Source organism: Streptomyces sp. BV286 (assembly GCF_019090165.1).
GTDB lineage: Bacteria > Actinomycetota > Actinomycetes > Streptomycetales > Streptomycetaceae > Streptomyces.
Genome location: NZ_JAHRIB010000205.1, coordinates 1 through 16,854, shown reverse-complemented (window position 1 = coordinate 16,854; position 16,854 = coordinate 1). Strand labels below are relative to the sequence as shown.

The following is a 16,854-nucleotide window of genomic DNA, read 5'->3' as shown; positions in this document are numbered from 1 at the left end:
GGCTGGTGTGCGGGGCCGGCGGAACCCGGTAACGTCTTTGCCATGTTCTTCCAGACGCCGGTTCACCGGTGAGCGCGTGACGGGCCCCCGCTGACGTCCTTCGACGCCGCCGCCCGTCCCCCACCGATGAATCCGCAGATCACTCCACATCATTAACCGGGAGAACCCGTGACCGTAAGCAAAAACATCAACAACCCTGTGGGCCAGGGCGGCGGGCAGCGCAAGAAGCTGTCCCGCGCCGAGCGGCAGAACAACGGTCCGCACCGCAACCTCGACCGCCAGAGTGCAGCCGAGCGGAAAGCAGAACTGGTACGCAAAATGCGCGAGAAGGCAGGCGCCGCTGAGGGCGCCGGGCAGACGGGCGACGACACCGCACAAGGCTGACACACCACCGCCGCCGCACAGGCGGCTGCGCACGGGGCAGGGCCCGGACCGCGACGCGCGGTCCGGGCCCTGCTGCCGCACCGGGGCTACCGGGGCTCTGCTGCTGTACCGGGGGTGGGACCGGAATACGAGCGAAACGTGCCACACATCAGCGGCCAGGTAGGTCACAGGCGCGAATCGGTGTCGTAGACGGTGGCGAGGACGTCTGCCGACTCAAAGGGACGACAACGCTGACACTGAGGTTGTTTCATTGGTGTCGCTCGTGAAACACGGCGACGGTGCCGATCATGCTGCGGGTTTCACGTTTCATGAGGGGTTGCAAACTCCTGGACGGTTGAAGCACGCTCATGAAACAGGCAGGGCTCGTGGCCGACGACTTCAAGCGCGTGGAATCGCACGCCTGCCCGATGTCCCGCTTCGAAGTCACCGGCGACACCATCCCCCTGGACGGCCGCCGCTCCTACCTCTCCGAGACCGCGACACGGCGGGGGTGATTCCCCCGTCGGCTCCTCGGACCGGGCCGCGTACGTGCGCAGCTGCGGGAGCGACTGGAACTGGTGGGCTTACGCCTCCTCAACGAAGGCCTGTTACTGGCCCGGCTGTGCGCCGCGGCCAGGTCGGCGTGCCTCAGGTGGCGGTGTGCAGCTTCGCGGCAGTGACCGCCGTGATGGTCTCGGCCGTGACGCCGGGGGCGGTCTCGACGAGGAGCAGGCCGTTGCCAGTGACGTCGATGACGCCGAGGTCGGTGATGACGCGGTGGACGCAGGCCTTGCCGGTGAGGGGCAGGGTGCATTCGTCGAGGATCTTGGGGCTGCCGTCCTTGGCGGTGTGGTCCATGAGGACGATGACGCGGCGGGCGCCGTGGATGAGGTCCATCGCACCGCCCATGCCCTTGACCATCTTGCCGGGGATCATCCAGTTGGCGAGGTCGCCGGTGGCGGAGACCTGCATGGCGCCGAGGACGGCGGTGTCGATGTGGCCGCCGCGGATCATGCCGAAGGAGAGCGCGGAGTCGAAGAAGGAGGCGCCGGGGAGGACGGTGACGGTCTCCTTGCCCGCGTTGATGAGGTCGGGGTCGACCTCGTGCTCGCGGGGGTACGGGCCGGTGCCGAGGATGCCGTTCTCGGAGTGCAGGACGACGTGAACTCCCGGCGGAAGGTGGCCCGGGACGAGGGTGGGCAGGCCGATGCCGAGGTTGACGTAACTGCCGTCGGTCAGCTCGGCGGCGGCGCGGGCGGCCATCTGGTCGCGGGTCCAGCTCATGCGCGTACGGTCCCTTGTGTCGAAGAAGCGGAAATTCGAAGGTGCTCGACGCGCTTGTCGGCGGCCTGGGCGGGGGTGAGGGCCAGGATCCGCTGGACGAAGATGCCGGGGACGTGGATCGCGTCGGGGCCGAGGGCTCCGGGCTCGACGAGCTCCTCGACCTCGGCCACGGTGATGCGACCGGCCATGGCGGCCAGCGGGTTGAAGTTGGCGGCGGCCTTGTTGAAGACCAGGTTGCCGTGGGTGTCGCCGCGCCAGGCGTGGACGAGGGCGTAGTCGGTGGTGATGCCGTGTTCGAGGACGTGGTCGCGGCCGCCGAAGGTGCGGGACTCCTTCGCCGGGGAGGCGACGGCGATGCTGCCGTCGGGCGCGTAGCGCCAGGGCAGGCCGCCGTCGGCGACCTGTGTGCCCACGCCCGCCGGGGTGTAGAAGGCGGGGATACCGGCGCCGCCGGCTCGCAGCCGCTCGGCGAGGGTGCCCTGCGGGACGAGTTCGACCTCCAGTTCACCGCTGAGGTACTGGCGGGCGAACTCCTTGTTCTCCCCGACGTAGCTGCCCGTCACGCGGCTGATGCGGCCCTCGGCGAGGAGAACGCCCAGCCCCTGGCCGTCGACGCCGCAGTTGTTGGAGACGACCTTCAGGCCGGTGGCGCCCTGGGCGTGCAGGGCGTCGATGAGGGTGGCCGGCATGCCGGACAGGCCGAAGCCGCCGACTGCCAGCGAGGCCCCGTCGGGGATGTCGGCGACCGCCGCGGCGGCGCTCGCGCTGACCTTGTTCACGTACGGGTCCTTTCAGTCGGAGGTCAGTCGGGTCAGTCGGGTCAGCCGGAGGTTCAGTCAGAGGTCGACCACAGGGCGTCGGAGATGGACTTGGCGCCGCCGTGTGCGGTGAAGCCGCCGTCGACGGGGATCTCGGCGCCGGTGATGAAGGAGGCGTCGTCGGAGAGGAGGAAGACCACCAGCGGGGTGATCTCGTCGACGGTGCCGGTGCGGGCCAGTGGCGTCTCGCGGATGTTCGCCTCGCGGAAGGCGGGCGCGGCGGAGGCGGTCATCTCGGTCTCGATGAAGCCGGGATGGACGGTGTTCACGCGGATGCCCCGCGGGCCCAGCTCGACGCAGGCCGCCTTCGACAGGCCGCGCAGCGCCCACTTGCTGGCCGTGTACGCGACCGGGTAGTGCCCGGTGAGCCCGGCGGAGGAGCCGACGTTGACGATCGACGAGCCCGGCGGCATCAGCGGCACCAGGTGCTGGATGGCAAGGAGCGGGCCGGTGACGTTGACTGCCTGGACGCGGGCGAAGTCCTCGGGCGTGACCTCGTGCAACCGCGCGCGCCAAGTGATGCCGGCGTTGTTGACCAGGCCGTGGACCTCTCCGTACTGGCGACGCAGCCTTTCGGCGAGCGCCGCCCATTCCTTCGGCTCGGTGACGTCCAGGCGCAGACAACCCGGAGCCTGGGTCACATCGGTGGCGACGACCACCGCCCCCGCCCGGGTCAGCGCCTCGGCCTCGGCCGCGCCCTGCCCGCGTGCGGCTCCGGTGACGACGACGACCTTGCCGTCCAACCTGTTCGCGGCCCCGCGGCTCACGGGCGCAGCCGCGGGCGCTTGCGGGCCCGGGGGACCGGTACCGGTCCGGCGCCGGGCACGACGGTGTTGCAGACGGTGCCGATGCCCTCGACGGTGAGGGTGACGGTGTCGCCGGGCTTCAGCGGTGGCGGGTCCTGCCGGCTGCGTACGCCCCACAGCTCGGCCAGGCAGCCGCCGTTGCCGCAGGTGCCGGAGCCGAGCACATCGCCGGGACGGACGTACGTGCCGCGCGAGGCGTAGGCGACCATCTCCTCGAAGGTCCAGCTCATGTTGGACAGCAGGTCCTTGCCGACCACCTCGCCGTTCACCGAGGCGGTCAGCGCCAGCCGCAGGAAACCGTCCGTGTCCCGGTACGGCTCCAGCTCGTCGGCGGTGACCAGGTACGGGCCGAGGGTGGCGGCGGTGTCCTTGCCCTTGCAAGGGCCCAACCCCACCCTCATCTCGGCGGATTGGAGGTCGCGGGCGGACCAGTCGTTGAAGATCGTGTAGCCGATGATGTGGTCGCGGGCCTGCTCGGGTGTGAGGTCGCGGCCCTCGCGGCCGATGACGGCGGCGACTTCGAGTTCGAAGTCCAGGACCGAGGAGCCGGGTGGCACGGGAATGTCGTCGTGGGCGCCGATGACGGCGTACGGATTGGTGAAGTAGAAGGTCGGCGCGTCGTACCAGGCGTCCGGGACCCCGGCCGCGTTGTCGATGCTGCGCCGTACGCCCTCGACGTGCTCCTCGAAGGTGACGAAGTCCCGTACGGACGGCGGCTGGAGAGGCGGCAGCAGCCGCACCTGCGAGTCCTGCGGGCCGCCCGGCGCGTCCCGCGTGGCGTTGCCCGCCTCGCGCAGCGCCGCGGGGCCCGCCCGGAGCAGGTCGAGCAGCGAGGCGCGGCCGGGGAAGGGGTGGAGGGTGCCGTTGTCATCCACGGTGGCGACGCTGCGGCGGCCGTGGTGTTCGTACGTGGCGAAGCGCATGGCAGTCCTGGGGTGTGGCGTAGGAGTGGACCAGGGGCGCGGGGGGAGTCAGGGCATGGACCGTTCCGCGCCCCCGGAGCCGAGGGGGATCAGACCGGCGGGGCGACGAAGACACCGCGGTCGACGTCGTTGAAGGACTCCTTGGCGACCAGTTCGTTCATCGGGTTCGCCGTGCCCCACTGGTCGGTGACCTCGGGCCGGGAGAAGTCGTAGACGTGCGGATGCCAGGTGTCCTCGTCGAGCTCCTCCAACTCCGTCGTGTACTCGACGGTGTTGCCGTGCGGGTCGAGGAAGTACGTGAAGGTGTTGTCGCCCGCCATGTGGCGGCCCGGGCCCCAGACCTTGCGGGCGCCGGAGCGCATCACGCGCCCCGAGCCGCGCATGTACTCGTCCAGGCCGCGCATCTCGAACGAGACGTGGTGCAGGGAGGTGTGCGGGCCCTTGGCGAGGGCCATCGAGTGGTGCTGGTTGCTGATCCGCATGAAGTGCATGACCTCGCCCATGTGCGGGGAGCTGAGCGTGTCGGACAGCCGGAAGCCCAGGTGGCGCTCGTACCAGGCGCGGGTGGCGTCCAGGTCGGGAGAGTTGAGGACGACGTGCGAGAGGCGGACCGGGATGGCTTCCTTCTCCTCGATACGCCGGTGTCGCCGGGCCTCGACCTCCGCCGAGACCTCGATGGTGCGGCCGTCGCCGTCGAAGAAGCGGAAGCCGTAGCCCCCGCCGGGGGTGTCGACCTTGCCCGGCTGCGAGATCAACCGCACGCCATCCGCGAGGAGTTGCTCGGCGAGCGTGTCCACGTCGGCGGCCGATGCGGCGCCGTAGGACACGAGGTCGAGCCGCTTCTCGTCGGCTTTGCGGAGCCGTACGACGTACTGCTCGGGGCTGCCCTCTGCGGCCAGGAAGGAGATGCCCGAGTCCTCAGCGACCTTGGTCAGGCCCCAGACTCCGGCGTAGAAGTCGAGCTGCTTGTCGTAGTCGGGCACGGCGAGGTCGACGTGCCGAAGGTGGGTGAGCAGGCGGTTGGGGAGGGCGTCGGTCATGTCGGGGCTCCTCAGGAGAGGCGCAGCAGCGCTGCCGCGTTGCCGCCGCGTACGGCGTGGAAGTGAGGGTCGGGCAGGTCCGTGGCGGCGCGCAGCGCGCCGACCGGGTCCTTGGTGCCCATGTCGAAGGGGAAGTCGGAGCCGAGCAGGACCCGGTCGGGGCCGGCCACCCGGATCAGTTCGCGCAGGACGTGCGGGTCGTGGACGAGCGAGTCGAAGTACAGCCGCTTGAGGTAGCTGCTCGGCTCGGACGCGCAGCCCCGCGTGTCCGGTCTGGCCCGCCAGGCGTGGTCGGAGCGGCCGACGTGGGTGGGCAGATAGCCGCCGCCGTGCGCGGCGATCACCTTCAGGCCGGGGTGGCGGTCCAGCACGCCGGAGAAGATGAGGTGGGAGAGCGCGACGGCGTTCTCAGTGGGCTGCCCGACCGTGTTGGACAGGTACCAGCGGTCCAGGCGCTCGTCGAGCGTGCAGCCGAAGGGGTGCAGGAAGAGCACCGCTCCGGTCGTCTCGGCGAGCGCCCAGAATGTGTTGTACGCCGGGTCCGAGAGCTCGCGCCCGGGTGCGTGGCTGGAGATCTCCACTCCGCGCAGGCCCAGGCCCAGGGCGTGGTCGAGGGCCTCTACTGCGAGGTCCGGGTGCTGGAGCGGGACGAGGCCCAGTCCGTGCAGCCGGTCGGGGGCCTGGGCGACGTGGGCGGCGGTGCCGGTGTTGGCCAGTTCCCACATCGTGCGGGCGAGGTCCTCGTCGGCCCAGTAGTGGTAGTGCGACGGGGACGGCGAGACCAGTTGGATGTCGACGCCGGAGGCGTCCATCGCGGTGAGCCGGGCCTTGACGTCGGTCAGTAGAGGGATGCGGTCGCGGACCATCGGGCCGCTGACTGCGAGCGCGTCGGGGCCGTTGCGGCGGGCGTCGAGACTGCGGGCGGCGGCCAGCCCGGGGTGTCCGGCGACGGCCTCCTCGACCTGCGGCAGCAGGACGTGCGCGTGGACGTCGATGGTGGGGGTGGCCGGGACGTTCGAGGTGTCCGGGGTCGTCACGGGGTCTCCTTCAGGACGGACATCGTGCGGCCGATCAGGCCGGGCACGTCGGCGTCACGGACGCCGTCCAACTGCCACTGGCCGAGCTGCACCGAGGCCTCGACGACCATGCGGACACGGTCGATGCGGCGCTCGTAGTAGCGGGTCAGCAGGTCGTCGAGGGAGTCGAGGGAATCCCATGACTCCTCCGCGTTCAGCAGTTCGGCCAGCACGGAGGCGTCCTCCAGCGACATGGCCGCGCCCTGCGCGAGGGTGGGCGGGCAGGCGTGGGCGGCGTCGCCGACCAGCACGACCCGGCCGCGGTGCCAGGAACCCTCGACGAGCAGCCGGTCGAACCAGGTGTAGTTGACCTTGGCAGGGTCGGTGATGCTCGCGGCGATCTCGGGCCAGGCGCCGCCGTACGGGGCTGCCAGGCGCCGCATCTCGTCCGCGTACGAGGCCGGGTCGATGGAGGCGCGGTCGCGGTTGGCCTCGACGAGATAGGCGTAGATGGTGTTCTCGCCGGTGGGGCAGTAGCCGGCGATGTAGCAGGTCCCGCCGAAGGCCAGATCCGTGCGCTCCACGCTCGCCGGACGGGGTGCGGCGATGCGCCAGATGGCCATCCCGGTCGGCTCGGGCTTCTCGCCGATGCCGATCATCGCGCGGGTCAGGGAGTTGAGACCGTCGGCCGCGACGACGAGGTCGTAGCAGCCCTCGGTGCCGTCGCTGAAGCGGGCGGTGACGCCCGTCTCGTCCTGGACCAGCTCGTCGGCGGTGGTGCCGAGGCGGACCGTCGCACCACTGGCCCGGACCGCCTCGCACAGGATCTCCTGGAGCCGGGGCCGCTGCATGCCGATGGTCGCGGGCAGGTCCTCCCCGCCGGTACGGATGTCCTGCTGGACGTGGAACACGTGGCCGTCGGGCGTGGCCAGGCCCACCGAGTCGAAGGCGTAGCCGCTCTCCTGGACCGTCTCCCACACGCCCAGCTCGCGCAGCACGCGCAGCGCGTTGCCCTGGAGGGTGATGCCGGAGCCGAGGACGTTCCAGTCGGGCTTGGCCTCGATCAGGTCCACGGTGATGCCCGCTCGCCGCAGCAGCACGGTCACGGCGTTGCCGGAGGCGCCGCCGCCGATGACGAGGACGGTGCGGGGGCGGGGGTCGGTCATGGGATCTCCCTGCGGTGGGGCCGCGCGACTTCGAGCGGCAGGGGTGGTGGTGCGGGCCGGATGGGCTGGGCTGTCGGGGCTGTCCGGATGCGGCCCACCCCGCCGGTACGGAGCGTTACTTGACGGCGATCGGGTTCACGGGGGAGCCGACGGCTCCGGTGATGGGCAGCGGTGCGGCGGTGAGCCAGAACTCGTACCGCCCGTCGGCCGTGCAGTGCTCGGCCAGGGCGTCGAGATCCCACATCTCGCCTATGAGCAGGCCCATGTTGGGGATGGCGACCTGGTGCAGCGGCTGGAAGGCGTGGTCGAACTCGTTGGGCCGGACCTCGAAGCCCCAGGTGTCGGTGGCGATCCCGGCGATCTCGCTGCGGTGCAGCCAGCCGGCGGTGGTGAAGCTCAGCCCGGGGGAAGCGCCGCCCGCGTACTCGCCCCAGCCCTCGCGCCTGGCGCGGGCCAGCCGTCCGGTGCGGACGAGGACGAGGTCGCCGCGGCCGACGGTGACGCCGTGCGCCTCGGCGGTGGCGACCAGGTGCTCCTTGGTGATGGCGAAGCCGTCGGGCAGTTCGCCGTCCTTGCCGACGACCAGGCCCGCGTCAAGGAGAACGCCGCGTCCCGCGACGTACGGCGCCATGTGCTCGATGCCGGTGACGAGGTCGCCGTCGGAGGTGACGACCTTCTCGGCGGCCCGCCCGTTCCATGCCTTGCCGTGGTCGAAGATGTGGCCGAGGCCGTCCCACTGGGTGGAGCACTGCAGCGGCATCGCGATCACGTCGTCGGCACCGCCGATGCCGTGCGGGAAGCCCTGGTTGCCCAGTGCGGCGTCGGTGCCGGTGTCGAGCATGGTGTGCACCGGATTCGTGCGCCGTCGCCAGCCCTTCTGCGGGCCGTTCATGTCGAAGCGCTGGGAGAGCGAGAAGCTGACGCCGTCTCGGACGAGGGCCGCGCCCTCGCGGCGCTTTTCGGCGTCCAGGAAGTTGAGCGTGCCGAGGACGTCGTCCTCGCCCCAACGGCCCCAGTTGGAGTACGCCTTGGCGGCCTCGGCGATCGCGCCCTCGGCGTCTTTTGCATCAGGCACAGTGGTGCGGCCGATCACGGTGCCTCCTCCGCGACGCAGTGGGTGCGCTGGGCACCGAGCCCCGTGACGGAGCCGTCCATCACGTCGCCGTCGCGCAGCAGCCGACCCCAGTGCATGCCGTTCCCTGCCGGGCTGCCGGTCAACACCAGGTCGCCGGGCAGGAGTTGGGCGGTCTGGGAAATGTACGAGACCATCCGCGCCACGCCGAAGATCATGTCCTTGGTGGACTCGTCCTGCATGGTCTCGCCGTTGAGCTTCAGGGTGACCCGCAGGTCGGACGGGTCGGCGATGGACCCGGCCGGGACGATCCAGGGGCCGAGCGGGGTGAAGCCAGGAGCGTTCTTGCAGCGCAGCCAGTCGGTGCCGATGGCGGGCATGTCCCGGCGGAAGACGGTGGCCCGGTCGGTGAGGTCGTTGGCGATGGTGTAGCCCGCGACGTGTTCCAGCGCTTCCTCCACCGTGACCCGGTGGGTGGGGCGGGAGATCACCGCGGTCAGCTCCAGCTCCCAGTCGGGCTTCCTGGCCCAGGAGGGCAGTACGACGTCGTCGTAGGGGCCGGTGATCGTGGTCGGCAGGCCGATGAAGACGTACGGGAGGTCCTCGGCGGCCCGTTTGTCCATGATCGCCGCGATCTCCGCGCGGGCCTCCTCGGCGGAGCGCGGGTCGTCGGGGGCGCGGTGTGCGACCTCCAGGTCGATCACATGCTGGCGGTAGTTGGCACCGGACTGGAAGATCTGCCGGGGCCTGACGGGCGCGTGCACGTTCAGGTCGTCGAGCGACAGCCAGTCACCGGCCGGATCGCTCGCGAGGCCGTGCAGGCGCGGCAGTTCCTCGTCCCAGCGCTCCAGGAGCGCGAGGGTGGTCGTACGCAGGTCCAGCACCCTACCGTCCGAGAGCACCAGTCCTGCGGACGGGGTCCGGCCCGGGGCGGAGAAGGTGCCGAGGGCGAAGGGGCCGGTGAAGAGGGGCGCCGACGTGGCTGCGGATTTCACGGAGATGTCCTCCCGATTGCGATGTCACCAATCTGGCGCGTAAATTGCGATCGGGGAAATCGATTCCTTGGATGATCCGAATCCAGGCGGCGAATACCCGGGGGCTCAGTTTCCTACTCCGCACTGGGGCATCTCGTGAACCTGGCCAGCCTTGACCTCAACCTCGTCGTCGCCCTGCGCGCCCTCCTGGAGGAGCGCAACGTCACCAGAGCCGGCCGGCGCATCGGTCTCAGTCAGCCCGCGATGAGCGCCGCCCTGGCACGGCTGCGCCGTCACTTCGACGACGACCTGCTCTCCCGGGTCGGCGGACGCTACGAACTGACCGCCCTCGGCCTGGCCCTCCTCGACCGCACCGCCACCGCCTGCGACCTGCTCGAACGCGTCTTCACCAGCCAGGCCGAGTTCGACCCCGCCCACGAAGAGCACGAGTTCACGCTGATCGCCTCCGACTATGCGGTAGCCGTCTTCGGCGCCGAACTCGCCCGTGCGGTGCACGCCGAGGCACCAGGCATCCGGCTCCGGTTCAAGCAGGCCCCGCCGGACATCACAGAGAACACCGCCGCGCTGCTCAGCACCGCCGACGGTCTGCTGCTGCCGCACGGCATCATCAGCGACTTTCCCACCGTGGAGCTCTACCGGGACCGCTGGGTCTACCTCGTCGCCGACGACAATCCCGAGGTCGGCGAGCACCTCACCCTCGACGACCTGGCCCGGCTGCCATGGGTGACGTACCAGCGCACGTACGACGCGCCCGCCGCCCGCCAGATCGGCATGCTCGGCATCGAGCCGCGCGTCGAGGTCTCCGTCGACAGCTTCCAGCTGATGCCCCTCCTGGTCGCCGGGACGCGCCGGGTGGCCCTCATCCAGGGGCATCTCGCCGACCGGCTCGACGGACTCGTCCCCGTACGGGTCGTGGAACCGCCCTACGACGCCGTGCCGCTCCGGGAAGCCCTGTGGTGGCACCCGGTCCACACGCACGACGCGGCGCACATCTGGCTGCGGGAGACAGCGGCACGGGTCGCGGAGACCATCCACGGCAAGGATGATCGCGATCCGGCAGATCGATCGGACAGAGGCTAGGCAGGACTGGGCCGCTCGCTCATAGTCGACCCCAGTTCCTCCGCACGCTCCTCTTCTCGGGGTGTCTGTTCCCCGGTGGCGTGCCCGCCCCTCCCCTCGCCACGTGGAGTTCCCGCATGCCTGTTTCCGTGCCACCGCCATCGTCCCCGCCCGCTTACGCGGAACCAGTGCCGCCGCCCGGTGCGATCCGTCCGACGTCCGGCACCGCGCACCGGCTGCGCGTCGCTCTCCTCATGGCCGGCAGCTGTCTGCCGATCCTCGGCGCCGTCCTGATCGCCCCCGTGCTGCCCAAGATGCAGGACCACTTCGCCGACGTGCCCGGAGCGGGCGCCCTGGTCCCGATGGCCCTCACCGTCCCGGCCCTGGCGCTGGGCCTGCTGGCCCCCTTCGCGGGCGTCATCGTCGACCGGCTCGGCCGCAAGCGGCTGCTGATCGCCGCGACCGTGCTGTACGCGATCTTCGGCACCGCCCCGCTGTGGCTGGAGTCGCTGGGCGCCATCGTGGCCAGCCGCGCCCTGGTCGGTATCGCCGAGGCCGCCATCATGACCTGCTGCACCACGCTGATCGGCGACTACTACAGCGGTCGGGTACGGGACCGCTACCTCGCCCTCCAGACCATGTGCGCCTCCGCCTCCGCGACCGCCTTCTTCGTCATCGGCGGTGCCGCCGGCTCGGCCGGCTGGCGGACCCCGTTCTGGATCTACGCCGTCAGCCTGCTCATCGCCCCGCTCATGGCCATCGGGCTGCCGAAGCCGACCGCGGCCACCGGTGCCGCCGCCGAGGATGGGGAGAGCACGGACACCACGGTCGCCCCGAAGCGCTCCTTCCCCTTCCGGCAGCTGGCCGGGATCTGCGGGCTCACCGTGTTCGGGGCCCTCGTCTTCTACACCGTCCCGGTGGAGATGTCCTACCTGCTGGACGACCTCGGCGTGACGGCGACCAGCGTGATCGGGCTGGCCACAGCCATCGCCAGCGCCGCCACCATGGCCGGCGCGATCACCTTCGCCAAGCTGCGCGGGGCCCCGGGGCCCCGGCTGCCACTCGTCTTCGCCCTGTGCGCGGCCGGGTTCGCGGTAATGTGGCTCGCGGACAGCACGCCGCTGCTGATCGTCGGTGCCGTACTCAACTGCCTCGGCACCGGTCTCATGCTGCCCTCCCTGCTCACCATCGCCATGTCCAAGCTGGACTTCGCCGACCGCGGCCGTGGCACCGGCCTGTGGACCGCGTCCTTCTTCATCGGCCAGTTCATCTGCCCCCTGGTGCTGATCGCGGCCGAGTCCGCCCTCGGCACGCTGGCCGCCGCCGTCGGCCTGCTCGGCCTGGCCTCGGCCGTCGTTGCGGCAGGCCTCTTCCTGACCGCCCGGCGCAGGGCCGCGGCCGTCGCACCGTTGTCCCAGTAGTAGGAAGCCGCCCGCGACGGGCGAGCCGGGGGCTGCGCTGTCTGGTACGGACAGGTCCAGGTGGTGAGGCCGGTTTCTGTCCACAGGGATGGTGCCGCCGTGGTCCACTCCGACGCGGTCCTGGCGGATTCGGCGACTGCCTTCCACAACCCAGACCTCGACCCGCAACGCGTCAAGTACTACCAGTACGTCATGCACCTGGACCTGGTCGGCGGCCCGCTTCGCATTGCCGAGGGCGACTTTCCGAACCGGGATGGCTCGACGTCGCGGACTTCCATCTACAGAGGGCGCTCGCCTACGAAGCATGAGTCGTCCGTGGGTCTACGGCCGATCGCAGCTTCACACCGGCGCGGTGGGAAACAGCGCTCCCGGGGCCAGGTCCAATCTGGTGGCGACGATGTCCTCGGGCGGGGTGAGGTCCAAGTGCCAGTCGCCGAAGCGGCGTATCGTGCGCGTGATCAGCGGGCTGACGGTGGCCAGGTCGTCGGGGTCCACGACGTGGCCCTCGGCGGCGAGGGCGTTGGCGGCATCAGTAATGTCCAGCGCGGTGGAGTAGACCGCGCAGTTGGCGATCAGCTCGTTGAACTTCACGACTCGCTCCTGGTAGTCCGGGTCGTTGTGGCCGATCAGCCGTCCGCCGATCATCAGATGTGCAGCGAAGCCGTGGAACGCCTCCGTGCGGTTGGTGATCGCGGTGATCTGGTCGCGCAGCTCGGGCTCGGACAGGTATCGAAGGAGCGTCACGGTCCTGACGACCCTGCCCAATTCGCGCAGCGCCTTGTAGATCCGGTTGCGCTTGGAGTGGTTGCCCAGGCGGCGCAGCAGCGTCACCGAGGACAGCCGGCCCTCCCGGATCGAGATCCCGGTGCGCAGCAGATCCTTCCAGTGGCGTTCGATGAGGGCCCAGTCGATGACGTTGTCGTCGAAAAGGGAGTCGATGTGTTTGTACCGCACCTTGGCGTCCGGCCGGTAGAAGTTCAGGTCGTGCCAGTTGCGTATGCGGGGAAGGAGGTCGAATCCGAGGAGCGCGGCCAGGCCGAACACCGGCAGCGAAGCCCCTTGCGTGTCGGCGTGGATGCTGTCGGGCTGGATGTCGGAGACGTTGGACAGCAGCGAGTCCAGCAAGTACACCGCCTCCCACACCCCGCACGGGATGAAGTGGGAGAACAGCGCGATGTAGTTGTCGGACACCAGCCGGAACGCCAGAGCCCCGAACCCGCCGTATCTGACGTGGGACTCGGCCCGCAGGCTGTCTTCCCAGGTGTCGATCTGCGAGCCGTCGGTGGCCGCGGTCGACCCGTCGCCCCACATCGCGGCGACATCCAGCTTCGCGAAGGCGTTGACCACGTCCGCCGACGCCTTGTAAATCTTGTCGGGGGTGGCGTGCTTGTTCCCGGCCGTGTAGATGTCGTGGGCGCTGACCCCGCGCATGTGCCGGGCGACCTCGGTCGGCCCGAGGTTCCCGCCGTAGGCGAACGCTGTCACCACGTACCGGCCCAAGGTGTCGCGGATCTTCGGATCGGAACCGGAGGCCGGGCCGAAATGCCGCGGCCAGCCGGTCAGGTGGGCGGTGCGGGCGAGGATGTCCAGCAGCGCGCGGTCGGGCAGCCGATCCAGCACCGTGGCCTCCAGCGCGATCGCTGCCGGCCGCCGCTCGGCACCCTTGCGCCGCGCCAGCACCGGCCGTCCGCCCTCCAGGCGCAGATCGGTGTTGGCCGGGTAGCCCGCATCGACCTCCGTGGCCGTCTTCGTCAGCAGTGCCCGGTGGTGCGCCGCCAGCGCCTTCGCGTCGGTCGGAATACCAGCCTGGGTGCAGAACTCTGTGACCTTGTCCTCGCACTCCTCCCAGCTCATCAACTGGGCGTGCAGGTTGGCGTAGGAGTCCGAGCCGACCACCGCGATGTCCCCGGACCGCAGTTCGGCGGCCAGATGGGAGAACACGCACACCTCCAGGTGTCGGCGGGCCAGCATCCCCGGACGGCGCCGGTCGCGCAGCGTGCGCCTCCACGAGGGCCCTGCGAAGGCGTCGACGTCGACCGTCAGGACCGCGTCCTTGCCGTCGCGCTTGACGGTGATGCTCTCCTCGATCCACTCCGCGCGCCGGTCCAGATCCCGGTTGGCCTTGACGAACTCCAGCGCGTCCAGCACCGACCGCTCCGCGGACGTCGCCTTCAGCTCGATCGCGTCCACCAGCGTGAACAGCACCGGCCGGTGCGATTTGTAGTACTGCTCGCACAGCGGCAGGTAGTTGTTGCCGTGGTGCGCGGCCACCGCCTCGTGCGACGCGCTCAGCGCCGCGAGGCCTCCGCCGACCGTCAGCGCTGACAGGACCATCTCCCCAGTCCGCGCCGCTGCGGACCTCTCGTCTTCGGCTGCGGGTTCACCCGCGCCGTCGACGGTGCCGCTGCCGCTGCCGGTCGCATCGATCGTCGCGGTGCCGGTGTCCTTCTCGGCGTCGGGCGCGATCGCCGTGTCTGCCGGTTCGGCAGCCTCGCGCACCGCGGCAAGAACATCGCCGAACACCTCCAGCAGCCGCTCGGACTCAGCGCGGTGCTCCTCACGCAGCGCCTCCAGCCGGGCCCGGCCCTTCTTGTGGATGACCGCCATACGCTTGCAGAACATCTCGGTCACCTCGTCCCGAGCCGAGGTGCGCAGCACGTGGATGAAGCTGGCCAGCAGCGTGAACCGCTTCTCGTCGCCAATCTTGACGAGGTCCGCGACGTCGGTGACCCGCGCCTCGCCAGCGAAGTGCGAGATCTTGCCCGGCGGGACCCCTTGCAACCATGCACCGGTCGGCCCGAGCGCGTCCAGGTCGGCAAGATGCGCCAGGCGGACCTTGAACTTGCCGATCGTCGCGGCCTTCGCCGGGTCCTTCAGCCGGTCGAACCGGCTGCGCCGACTGGACGGGTCCACCACCAGCTGCTCGGCCAGCCTCGCGCGCTGCCCCACAGTGATCCGGCCGGCGACAATGGTGAACACGTCCCGGTTCACCTCGGCGCGGATCTTGGCCACCATCCGGTCCAGCGTGGTGTATCCGGGCAACTCCCGACCGGATTCCAGCAACTCCTCCAACGCCACGTTGATCAGGTCGGCCGGGTTGTCCTTCGTGGCCGCTGCCGCTCGGATCACCGTCTCGGCGATGCCGCGCACATCCGCCGCGTCGTACTTCACCCCCAAGCGCTCGCGCACGTAGTCGCGATACCGCGCAGCCGACCGCACCGCTTCCACCCCGACCGCCACACTGTCCGGCAATCCCAGCGCGGTGCATATGTGACCGGCCACCGCGTCGGGAACCTCGTCCAGGCCGGGGAAATAGCGCATCCGCTGGTAGCACTTCAGCCATATCACCAGCACGAGGAAGGTCTGGTCAGCGGTCGTCTTCCCTCGCGCCCAGCTGACCTCGTCCGCTGTGGGTGTGAACGACTCGACCAGCTCCCGCGGCGTGACGGTCCCGGGGAACCTCGGGTAGGCGGTGCGATCGATAGATGCCAACACACACCTCGAAGATCACAGGGGCCAGGATGACGGAATCCTAACGATCCCTATCAAGGCGACCTGCGCTGGCCTCTACCAGCGCTGAAACAAGGCCGTGGCACGTTTCGCTCGTATTCCGGCCCCACCCCTACCGGGCGTGGCCGGTCCCGCTCAGCCCGCGGCCGCCGCCGCCCCGAGTTGCACCAGCAGCTCGGGGCGTTCCCCGCGCCCGGCCCGGGCAGCACCGCAGCCGGCCGGCCCCGCATCGTTCGGCCGTGACCGGACCAGGATCTGCCACGCGCAGAGTGCGACAGGCTGTTTCACCGGCCGGGCAGGTCCACTCGCGGGGCACGGCCTCGGTCCTGACACTTCCTGCACGACGCGGAACGTCCCGGCGCTCCCTGCGTACAGAGGTGCCAGCCCATGAGCGCTGCGACCCCGGCCGGAAACACCAGTCGCCAACACGGTCCGCCAACGCGATTCGCCAACGCGGTTCGCCACACGGACACCGATGCGGCCGCCCACCGGCCGCGCCGGCGGTCCTTCGGGGTGAAGGCCACGCCGGCCACTACGACGCGCGCGCTGTGCGGTGGATTTCGGCGTTGATGCGCTGGGCTTCCTCGAGCTGGTCCTCGAGGATGACGATGCGGCAGGCGGCCTCGACGGGAGTGCCGCGGTCGACGAGTTCGCGGGCCCGGGCCGCGATACGCAGCTGGTAGCGGGAGTAACGGCGGTGGCCGCCCTCGGAGCGCAGCGGGGTGATGAGCCGGGCTTCGCCGAGGGCGCGCAGGAAGCCGGGGGTGGTACCGAGTATGTCGGCGGCCCGGCCCATCGTGTAGGCGGGGTAGTCGTCGTCATCGAGACGGCCGAATGAATCGTCTGCTGTCATCTCACCTCTCTGTACAACAGGCTGAGGGGCCCTGGTGCCGTATGGCACCAAGGCCCCGAAGGAACTGCTTCACCATCTGCCGGCCTCAGTGCTGCGCCGGCCTTCTGTTTCCGCAGACCCGACTGTGATGCGGCCGGGCATGCGGGGATCGCGGTTGCTGGACCGGAGACCACCTCACTATCGATGTCCTGCGGTACCCGGGCTCACATCCTCCGCCCGGGCGATCCTGATGGCCGAAGCTCCTCCGTTCATCCCTCCTGAACAACCGTTCCCAACGGGGACTGCGAACTGCTGGCACTGCGAACTGCCGGCACTGCGTACTGCTGTTACTGCCGGTGATGCTGGTACTGCTGGTGATGCGAACTGCTGGCGGCCTGTGACAGCGCCGCGCTCCGGCAGCCAGCCCCGTCGCCCGTCCTGCGTCTGCTCTGGCTTAGAACCCCACTGCCGAACTTCCCGGTGCGCGCGCCCGCAGCCGGCGCCTTCACCGAGGTGCTGCTCTCCTACTGCACTGCTGGATCCTGCGAA

At 70.1% G+C, this 16,854-nt stretch carries 15 protein-coding genes; 4 read left to right on the top strand and 11 right to left on the bottom strand.

The genetic code is table 11. From position 1 onward, the window contains the following. Positions 1-168: 168 nt before the first annotated feature. Both KUF83_RS38335 and KUF83_RS38330 read left to right on the top strand, forming a co-directional pair. Positions 169-384 carry a DUF6243 family protein gene (locus KUF83_RS38335; protein ID WP_217459697.1) on the top strand — a complete coding sequence of 72 codons (216 nt, stop codon included), beginning with the start codon at positions 169-171 and terminating at the stop codon, positions 382-384. Between the two features lie 347 nt (positions 385-731). Further along, positions 732-878, top strand: a complete 147-nt coding sequence (locus KUF83_RS38330) for a hypothetical protein (RefSeq protein ID WP_217459695.1) — start codon at positions 732-734, stop codon at positions 876-878. Positions 879-1,011: 133 nt separating this feature from the next. On the opposite strand, the gene KUF83_RS38325 is transcribed toward KUF83_RS38330, so the two are convergent. The 9 genes from KUF83_RS38325 to KUF83_RS38285 all read right to left on the bottom strand — a co-directional run bounded on the left by KUF83_RS38325 (position 1,012) and on the right by KUF83_RS38285 (position 9,483). After that, positions 1,012-1,647: a CoA transferase subunit B gene (locus KUF83_RS38325; RefSeq protein ID WP_217459694.1), complete on the bottom strand. Its 636-nt coding sequence runs from the start codon at positions 1,645-1,647 to the stop codon at positions 1,012-1,014. Then, the gene (locus KUF83_RS38320; protein WP_217459692.1) at positions 1,644-2,426 is read right to left on the bottom strand and encodes a CoA transferase subunit A; all 783 of its coding nucleotides are present in this window, start codon (positions 2,424-2,426) and stop codon (positions 1,644-1,646) included. Before KUF83_RS38320 ends, KUF83_RS38325 begins: the two co-directional genes overlap by 4 nt. A 53-nt stretch (positions 2,427-2,479) precedes the next feature. Further along, positions 2,480-3,232: an SDR family NAD(P)-dependent oxidoreductase gene (locus KUF83_RS38315; protein WP_217459690.1), complete on the bottom strand. Its 753-nt coding sequence runs from the start codon at positions 3,230-3,232 to the stop codon at positions 2,480-2,482. Continuing rightward, entirely contained in the window at positions 3,229-4,194 is a 966-nt protein-coding gene (locus KUF83_RS38310) for a fumarylacetoacetate hydrolase family protein (protein ID WP_217459689.1), read from the bottom strand. Before KUF83_RS38310 ends, KUF83_RS38315 begins: the two co-directional genes overlap by 4 nt. Before the next feature lie 89 nt (positions 4,195-4,283). Beyond that, the gene (locus KUF83_RS38305) at positions 4,284-5,234 is read right to left on the bottom strand and encodes a VOC family protein (protein WP_217459687.1); all 951 of its coding nucleotides are present in this window, start codon (positions 5,232-5,234) and stop codon (positions 4,284-4,286) included. A gap of 11 nt (positions 5,235-5,245) precedes the next feature. Next, entirely contained in the window at positions 5,246-6,271 is a 1,026-nt protein-coding gene (locus KUF83_RS38300; protein ID WP_217459686.1) for an amidohydrolase family protein, read from the bottom strand. Next, a complete protein-coding gene (locus KUF83_RS38295) occupies positions 6,268-7,416 on the bottom strand; it encodes an FAD-dependent oxidoreductase (RefSeq protein WP_217459685.1) in 1,149 nt (382 codons plus the stop codon). Before KUF83_RS38295 ends, KUF83_RS38300 begins: the two co-directional genes overlap by 4 nt. A 115-nt stretch (positions 7,417-7,531) precedes the next feature. Continuing rightward, complete coding sequence (locus KUF83_RS38290; RefSeq protein WP_217459683.1) at positions 7,532-8,509, bottom strand: cyclase family protein; 978 nt, start codon at positions 8,507-8,509, stop codon at positions 7,532-7,534. After that, on the bottom strand, positions 8,506-9,483 hold the full coding sequence (locus tag KUF83_RS38285; RefSeq protein WP_308403331.1) for a fumarylacetoacetate hydrolase family protein: 978 nt from the start codon (positions 9,481-9,483) through the stop codon (positions 8,506-8,508). The genes KUF83_RS38290 and KUF83_RS38285 overlap by 4 nt, the downstream gene beginning before the upstream one ends. Before the next feature lie 135 nt (positions 9,484-9,618). On the opposite strand from KUF83_RS38285, the gene KUF83_RS38280 reads away from it, so the two are divergent. Next, positions 9,619-10,563, top strand: coding sequence for a LysR family transcriptional regulator (locus tag KUF83_RS38280; protein WP_217459681.1), 945 nt, complete (start codon positions 9,619-9,621; stop codon positions 10,561-10,563). A 116-nt stretch (positions 10,564-10,679) separates the two neighbouring features. Beyond that, positions 10,680-11,963 (top strand): MFS transporter, encoded by a 1,284-nt coding sequence (locus tag KUF83_RS38275; protein ID WP_217459679.1) that lies wholly within the window; start codon positions 10,680-10,682, stop codon positions 11,961-11,963. Positions 11,964-12,302: 339 nt separating this feature from the next. On the opposite strand, the gene KUF83_RS38270 is transcribed toward KUF83_RS38275, so the two are convergent. Together KUF83_RS38270 and KUF83_RS38265 are read right to left on the bottom strand one after the other, a co-directional pair. Beyond that, entirely contained in the window at positions 12,303-15,455 is a 3,153-nt protein-coding gene (locus tag KUF83_RS38270; RefSeq protein WP_217459678.1) for a Tn3 family transposase, read from the bottom strand. A gap of 550 nt (positions 15,456-16,005) precedes the next feature. Next, a complete protein-coding gene (locus KUF83_RS38265) occupies positions 16,006-16,326 on the bottom strand; it encodes a MerR family transcriptional regulator (RefSeq protein WP_217459677.1) in 321 nt (106 codons plus the stop codon). Positions 16,327-16,854 lie beyond the last annotated feature (528 nt).

What these genes read in the sequence shown, in the direction of transcription:
- KUF83_RS38330 (WP_217459695.1), top strand. Translation starts at nt 732, where the DNA reads ATGAAACAGGCAGGGCTCGTGGCCGACGACTTCAAGCGCGTGGAATCG.
- KUF83_RS38325 (WP_217459694.1), bottom strand. Translation starts at nt 1,647, where the DNA reads ATGAGCTGGACCCGCGACCAGATGGCCGCCCGCGCCGCCGCCGAGCTG.
- KUF83_RS38310 (WP_217459689.1), bottom strand. Translation starts at nt 4,194, where the DNA reads ATGCGCTTCGCCACGTACGAACACCACGGCCGCCGCAGCGTCGCCACC.
- KUF83_RS38305 (WP_217459687.1), bottom strand. Translation starts at nt 5,234, where the DNA reads ATGACCGACGCCCTCCCCAACCGCCTGCTCACCCACCTTCGGCACGTC.
- KUF83_RS38295 (WP_217459685.1), bottom strand. Translation starts at nt 7,416, where the DNA reads ATGACCGACCCCCGCCCCCGCACCGTCCTCGTCATCGGCGGCGGCGCC.
- KUF83_RS38275 (WP_217459679.1), top strand. Translation starts at nt 10,680, where the DNA reads ATGCCTGTTTCCGTGCCACCGCCATCGTCCCCGCCCGCTTACGCGGAA.
- KUF83_RS38265 (WP_217459677.1), bottom strand. Translation starts at nt 16,326, where the DNA reads ATGACAGCAGACGATTCATTCGGCCGTCTCGATGACGACGACTACCCC.